The sequence below is a fragment of the Chryseobacterium contaminans genome, assembly GCF_001684955.1.
Lineage (GTDB): Bacteria > Bacteroidota > Bacteroidia > Flavobacteriales > Weeksellaceae > Chryseobacterium > Chryseobacterium contaminans.
Map to the genome: position 1 here is coordinate 37789 of NZ_MAYF01000135.1, position 7333 is coordinate 45121.

Annotated in this window: 4 protein-coding genes; 3 read left to right on the forward strand and 1 reads right to left on the reverse strand. The window is 34.7% G+C overall.

The window, feature by feature from the left end:
* The first annotated feature begins 471 nt into the window (after positions 1-471).
* Together BBH99_RS09640 and BBH99_RS09645 are read left to right on the forward strand one after the other, a co-directional pair.
* A complete protein-coding gene (locus tag BBH99_RS09640; RefSeq protein ID WP_066695013.1) occupies positions 472-3534 on the forward strand; it encodes a SusC/RagA family TonB-linked outer membrane protein in 3063 nt (1020 codons plus the stop codon).
* A gap of 11 nt (positions 3535-3545) precedes the next feature.
* On the forward strand, positions 3546-4970 hold the full coding sequence (locus BBH99_RS09645; protein WP_066695014.1) for a SusD/RagB family nutrient-binding outer membrane lipoprotein: 1425 nt from the start codon (positions 3546-3548) through the stop codon (positions 4968-4970).
* 120 nt (positions 4971-5090) lie between these two features.
* Here the strand turns inward: BBH99_RS09645 and BBH99_RS22375 are convergent, their stop codons facing one another.
* The gene (locus BBH99_RS22375) at positions 5091-5246 is read right to left on the reverse strand and encodes a bacteriocin-like protein (protein WP_165601907.1); all 156 of its coding nucleotides are present in this window, start codon (positions 5244-5246) and stop codon (positions 5091-5093) included.
* 158 nt (positions 5247-5404) lie between these two features.
* On the opposite strand from BBH99_RS22375, the gene argS reads away from it, so the two are divergent.
* Positions 5405-7165 carry an arginine--tRNA ligase gene (gene argS / locus BBH99_RS09650; protein WP_066695015.1) on the forward strand — a complete coding sequence of 587 codons (1761 nt, stop codon included), beginning with the start codon at positions 5405-5407 and terminating at the stop codon, positions 7163-7165.
* Positions 7166-7333: the final 168 nt, after the last annotated feature.

The following is a 7333-nucleotide window of genomic DNA, read 5'->3' on the forward strand; positions in this document are numbered from 1 at the left end:
GATGGATATTGAAAAAAATATATATCTTTCTTTGAAAGGACTCTATTTATGATTTTATTATATTAATTTATTCGTATTTTTTATTGAAATTATAGTGTGTTTTTCGCTGCTTGCTCGACGTTTTTATCGTGTTTTTTGGAATAAAAAAAATATATGCAAAGCATTGTATGTCGTTTTTTTATTTCTGTTTTCTCTATGGTGTGAGATTTATATTTCTGTAAATCAATGTATTAATGTGGTATATGGCAAATATGTATATAGAAAATATCCATAATTGATGTGATTAATGTATTCAAAAAAAAATATCGATTAATTTTTTTTGTTTTTGTTAAAAAATGTGGTTTTAACTTAATTTAATAGTTTTTTGTCTTCTTTAATTCTTGATTATTGAATAATCATTATTTTTTTTAAAAAAATCTTTGTGTTGTTAAGAAAGTTTTACAAATTTGTAGGGTACAAAATTAATTTGATATGAAGAAACTAACAACAGGTCTTCTTGTTTTAGTATTATCTTCTTCTATTGCTGTTGCCAATGCTCAGCAAAAGAAAGATACTGTTAAAACAAAAGAAATCGAGGGCGTAGTCGTAACCGCTCTTGGTATTAAAAGAGAGAAAAAAGCACTCGGATATGCATCTCAGGAAATTAAGGGAGATGTTTTAAGAGAAGGAGCTAACACAGGGAACATTTCAAGCCAGATGGCAGGGAAAGCTGCAGGGGTTCAGGTCGTAACAAGTGCAAACTTTGGGGGTGCATCAAGTGTTGTGATACGTGGTATGAAATCTATCGGGGGTAATAACCAGGCACTTTTCGTAGTAGATGGGGTTCCAATTAGTAATAACAACAGTACTATTTCCTCTTCCTATACTATTTTCGATGGAGGTAACTCAATTTCTGACTTAAACCCGAACGACATTGAAAGTGTTAACGTTCTGAAAGGAGCAGCCGCTTCTGCATTATATGGAGAAAGAGCTTCTGCGGGGGTTGTCGTAATTACTACTAAAAAAGGAAAATCCAGAAAGAACAACGAATGGGGGGTTACCTTATCAACAGAATACCAATACGGGGAGGTTGATAGATCTACATTCGCTAAATATCAGAATAAATATGGATCAGGTTATGGGGGATCAAGCTTTTTAGATGCTGATGTAAATGGTGATGGAATAGATGACCTTGTAGTTGGAACCAATAATGATGCATCAGTAGGTACTGCATTTGATCCTAACTTAATGGTGTATCAATGGAATTCTCTATATCCGCAATTGCCAGGGTATCATAAAGCAACTCCTTGGGTAGCAGCAAAAAGAACTCCAATAGACTTTTTCCAGAGTGCACAAACAACTTCTAACTCTGTTACAATAGAAAAAGGAAATGAAAACTCAAGTATTTTAATTAACTATAATAACTTTTTAACAACAGGTATAATGCCTAATTCTGAGCAGAAGAAAAATACAATTTCTGCAAAGTTTGATTATAAAGTGACTGATAGGTTAACTGCTACAGTGTATTCTTCCTTAACAATGCAGAATACTAAAGGTAGAAATGCTACAGGATATAACGATAATATCCTTACAGGCTTCAGACAATGGTGGCAAACCAATACTGATATTTATGAGTTAAGAGATGCTTATTTTAATACAGGTCAGAATATTACCTGGAACTTAAATGGATACAGTGATCCAACTAAGTTCTTTACTCCAGCATATTGGAATAACCCTTATTTTGACAGATACCAAAACTATCAAAGTGATAGCAGAAACAGATTCTTCGGTTATGGAATGTTGAATTATAAATTCTCAGATGCCATTAGCTTAACAGGTAGAGTATCTACAGATTTTGCTTATCAGACTAACGAAGTAAGAAAAGCAGTAGGAAGTAAAGCTGAAGCGTTTGGTCTTTCTCAATTGAATGCTGCTTCTGGTTATTATTTGAGTAATTTGTATACTAACGAGTTAAATTTTGATTTATTTGCAAACTACAATAAGAAGTTTGATAATGATATAAGTTTAGGAGGAGTATTAGGAACATCTATAAGAAGAAACGTTATAGAAACTTTAGATGCTTCTACAGAACCGGATAAGTCTGGAGAAGGGTTAATTGTACCAGGGCTATATGCAATAAGAAACTCTGCTGGTCAAGTACTTCCTGCCCAGGAATATAAGGCTACTTCTACACTTCCAAGAGGATATGCTCAGGTTTCATTCGGATATAAAGACACTTATTTCCTTGAAGGTACAGGAAGTTTAGATTTGTCATCCAATCTTCCAGATGGAGATAACCTTTATTTTTATCCATCAGTATCTGCTTCTGTAGTACTATCTAACCTTATCAACCAAAAATGGCTATCTTTCTGGAAAGTTAGAGGAAACTGGGCCCAGGTTGGTAAGACTACAGATAATTACAGATTGATTGATACTTATAATATCAGAAGTTTGTATAATGGAATTCCTATTGTAGATCCATTTAGTTATAAAAATAATCCTAATTTGAAACCTGAAAGATCTACTGAAATAGAAGTAGGGATGGAAGCAAGATTCTTAAACAACAGAATCGGATTTGATATCAGTGCTTATAAAACTAATTCAAAAGATCAGATTTTATTAGTACCAATTTCATCAGCATCGGGTTATTCTAGAAAATGGTATAACGCTGGAGAGCTTGAAAATAAAGGTATTGAAGTTCAGTTGAATGTTACTCCTATTAAAACTTCTAACTTGAAGTGGGATATGAACTTAAACTGGGCAATTAACCGAAATAAAGTTTTAAGTCTTAACGAAGGAATTAATAATTTACAGTTAGGATTAGGGGTGAATTCAGTATCATTTAATGCTGAGGTAGGAAAACCATACGGAGAGATCCATGGAACAGATTTTATTTATTCTCCTGATGGCCAGAAGGTTATTGATCCTGAAACCGGAGCTTATATGATTACCACATCCAAAACCAATAGTATTGGTAACATTATGCCGGATTGGACTTGGAGTGTAAGAAATAGTATCAGCTATAAAGCGTTTACATTTACTTTCCTTATTGATGGTCAGCAAGGAGGAAGTGTATATTCTGGAGATATGTTATATGGAACAGACACTGGTCTTTATCCTGAAACATTGGCAATCAGGGAGCCGGGTGTAATTTTACCAGGGGTGGTAATGCAAAATGGACAGTATGTTCCTAACAATGTGCCATTGGCGGCTGATCAAGCTCCTTCTGAAACTGGTTCAATATTAACATCAGGAAATTATCCTGCAAGTCAATTTGTTTATGATGCTACTTTTATTAAGCTAAGAGAAGCTGCAATCTATTTTGATATTCCAAAGAGCTTATATGCTAATACATTCATTAAATCTATGAAATTTGGTATTTTTGGAAGAAATCTATGGATTATTCATAAAGAGTTACCTTATGCTGACCCTGAAGCTGGATACACTGGAGGATCTTCTTTAGGTGTAAATGGAGGAAACCTATCTAGAGGTTATTCTATTGGTGCAATGCCAACAACCAGAACTTTTGGTGCTAACTTTACTATTAACTTCTAAACTGCATTACAATGAAAAAAATAATAATAGGTCTTTCTGCTGCTGGGTTATTGCTAACATCGTGCGGAAGAGATATAACAAGTTTGAATGATGACCCTAAAAATCCGGCTGAGGTAAATACTGAAGTTATGTTTACTTCTGCGAGTGTAGGATTGGTTTCACAGATGACAACACCAAGTGTAAATTTTAATAATTTCAGATTTTTTACACAACAATGGACAGAAACTCAATACATAGATGAATCTGTATATAATCTGTTAAAAAGAAACGTACCAGATAATAACTGGACTAGAATGTATTCGCAAATGACAAAGCTGGAATTAGCCAGAACTGCTGTAAATGCATTACCAGATGCTTCACTAAAAGCAAGTAGAACAGCGGCGATTGAAGCATTGGAAATTTATATTTTCAGTACTCTGGTGGATACTTATGGTAATATTCCTTACTCTCAGGCTCTTCAGGTTGATAAATATCCTACACCAGTGTATGATGATGCAAAAATAATTTATACTGACCTTATTAAAAGAGCTGATGCAGCACTGGCATTAGTGGAGTCAAATTCATCTTCAGGCTTTGGTTCTAATGATCCGATTTTTGGAGGAAACAACGATAAGATAAAATTATTCCTTAATACTCTTAAATTGAGAATGGGGCTTAATTTAGCAGATACAAATAATGCCTTAGCAAAAACAACAGTTGAAAGTGCTTATTCAAAAGGAGTTGTTTTAACAAATGCTCAGAACTTAGGTTTGAAGTTTAGCTCTTCTGGACAATTTACCAGCCCTGTATACCAGGAGATGGTTACAAGTGGAAGAAATGACTTTATTCCTGCCAATACATTTGTAGATGCACTGAATGCTTCATCTGATCCAAGAAGACCTAAATATTTTACCCTTAAAAATGGTGCTTATGTAGGAGGTTTATATGGTAAACAAAATGTATTTGCTGATTTCTCTCATGTTCAGGACAGTTTTTTAGTTGCTGATAGTATGGCTTATTTATTTGACGCTGCAGAAACTAACTTTATGCTTGCAGAAGCTGCAGAAAGAGGATTTAACGTTGGAGGTACAGCCGCAACTTACTTCACAGCTGGGATGAAAGCTTCTTTGGATTTCTGGGGTGTTGACGCTGTAGATCAGGCAGCTTATCTTGCAGCAAATAATTATGCAACTTTACCAGGTACCTGGAAACAAAAAATTGGTAATCAAGCATGGATAGCTGCTTATAACAGAGGTTTTGAAGCTTGGGAATTCTCCAGAAGACTTGATTTCAGAACTTTTGTTAAGCCTGGTTCAAGAGCAGTTCCTGTAAGAATGCCTTATCCGGTAAACGAAGGAAGTGTAAATAACCAGAACAGAACACAAGCAGTAGTCGCTCAATGGGGTGCTGCAACTGCTGATACACAGAGTAGCAAAGTATTCTGGGATATTAATTAATATCAAATATATTTAACAACATTCATATTATACCGCCTTCGGGCGGTTTTTTATTTGTATGTATAAAAATAGGCTGTCTCCTACATCTGACTTTGCAAGCATAGGAGACAGCTTCTCTTTTTATACCCCGCAGTCAATATATTTCGGGACACAAGCTCCCCATTCCTGGCATTGTTTATAACCATCAGGGCATTGTCCCCATGGCTCGCAGCAAGGTGCATCTCCTGCGGTGATTTTTTTTAGCTTGTCTTTTGTGATTTTCTTTAGATTTTTCATAATAAAGTTATTTGATTAGTAGAATAAATATATAAAAAATATAGCAAGATGTTGGTTTTCAAAATGATTATTCAAAAATGTTCTAAATAATTGAATGTCTGGCTCTGTATTATAGACTTGTCTTTTTTATTCACTAAATTTGTGCTTTAAATTTTGAGATGAATATTAAAGATATTATAGAGCAAAAACTTTCAGAGGTCATTTTAAATGTATATCAGTTAAAAGACATCAAACTGGAAGTTCAGGAAAATAAAACGGAATTTGAAGGCGATTTTACCATCGTTACGTTTCCGTTGGTAAAACAATTGAAGAAAAATCCTGAAAATATCGGGGTTGAATTAGGAGAAGCGCTAACAGAGCAGACGGATATTTTCGAAAGCTTCAATGTTGTTAAAGGATTCCTTAATGTTAAAGTTAAAAACCAATTGTTTGTGGATAACTTCAGATCTGTTCACAATGGTTTTTCCACAATAGAGAAGAAAAATGCAACGGTAATGGTGGAATATTCTTCGCCAAATACCAACAAACCTCTTCACTTAGGACACATCAGAAATAACCTGTTAGGGTTTTCTGTAGCTCAGATTTTAAAAGAGGCCGGATATAATGTTATTAAAACTCAGATCATTAATGACAGAGGAATTCATATCTGCAAATCGATGCTGGCTTGGGAGAAATTCGGGAACGGAGAAACCCCTGAAACAACAAATACCAAAGGCGATAAGTTTGTTGGGAACTATTACGTAGAATTTGACAAAAATTATAAGAAAGAAATTTCTGAGTTAGTGAGTCAGGGCATAAGCGAGGAGCAGGCTAAAAAAGATGCTCCGGTAATGAAGGAAGCTCAAAAAATGCTTTTAGATTGGGAAAATGGTGATGAAACCGTAAGAAATCTTTGGGCAGAGATGAATTCATGGGTATACAAAGGATTCAATGAGACTTATAAGAGATTAGGCGTTGATTTTGACCAGGTTCAATATGAAAGTAATACCTATATCTTAGGAAAAGACCTGATCCAGGCAGGTTTGGATAAGGGAGTGTTGTATCAAAAAGAAGATGGTTCTGTTTGGTGTGACCTTACCGATGAAGGACTTGATCAAAAACTATTGCTCCGTTCTGATGGTACTTCAGTGTATATGACACAGGATTTAGGGACAGCTGTTGAACGTTTCAAACAAAACGATATTCAGAAACTTATCTATACGGTAGGTAATGAGCAGGATTATCATTTCCAAGTTTTATTTAAGATACTGAAAAAATTAGGATATGAATGGGCAGATCAGCTATTCCACCTTTCTTACGGAATGGTTGAATTACCGGAAGGAAAAATGAAGTCCCGTGAAGGAACTGTTGTAGATGCTGATGATTTAATGCAGGAAATGTATGAGACGGCAAAATCTAAAGCTCAGGAGTTAGGAAAGCTTGAAACTCTTTCTGAAGAAGATAAAGAAGCTTCTTACGAAACAGTAGGGCTAGGAGCTTTAAAGTATTTTATGCTGAAAGTGGATCCTAAGAAAAAAATGCTTTTCAATCCTGCTGAAAGTATCGATTTTAATGGGAATACAGGACCATTTATTCAATATACGTATGCTCGTATTCAGTCATTGTTATCTAAAGCAGCATTTGAATATAAAGAAACAGTTGATGTTGTATTGAACCAGTTTGAAAAAGAACTGATTATGCAATTGGCCAACTTCAAAACAGTAGTAGCTAAGTCCGCTGAGACATTAAGCCCGGCTTTAGTTGCTAATTATGTATATGATCTTGTAAAATCGTATAACTCATTCTATCAGAATAATCCTATTCTGAATCAGGATGATGAAAATATCAAACAATTCCGTCTGAATCTATCAGACCTTACCGCAAAAACGATCAAAAAATCGTTGGAGTTACTGGGAATTGGAACTGTAAACAGAATGTAAAAAATAAGCCTCCTGATTTCAGGAGGCTTTTTTGTATTTATTGTCCCGTCCTGAAATAAGTTGACAACTAATCGACTTATTTATGAAAGAACAAGTATTAAAAAGAGAAAAGCGCACCCAAAGAGACTACAGTATAGCTTTTAAATTACGGGTAGTTTCTCAAGTAGA

What these genes read in the sequence shown, in the direction of transcription:
- argS (WP_066695015.1), top strand. Translation starts at nt 5,405, where the DNA reads ATGAATATTAAAGATATTATAGAGCAAAAACTTTCAGAGGTCATTTTA.
- BBH99_RS22375 (WP_165601907.1), bottom strand. Translation starts at nt 5,246, where the DNA reads ATGAAAAATCTAAAGAAAATCACAAAAGACAAGCTAAAAAAAATCACC.
- BBH99_RS09640 (WP_066695013.1), top strand. Translation starts at nt 472, where the DNA reads ATGAAGAAACTAACAACAGGTCTTCTTGTTTTAGTATTATCTTCTTCT.
- BBH99_RS09645 (WP_066695014.1), top strand. Translation starts at nt 3,546, where the DNA reads ATGAAAAAAATAATAATAGGTCTTTCTGCTGCTGGGTTATTGCTAACA.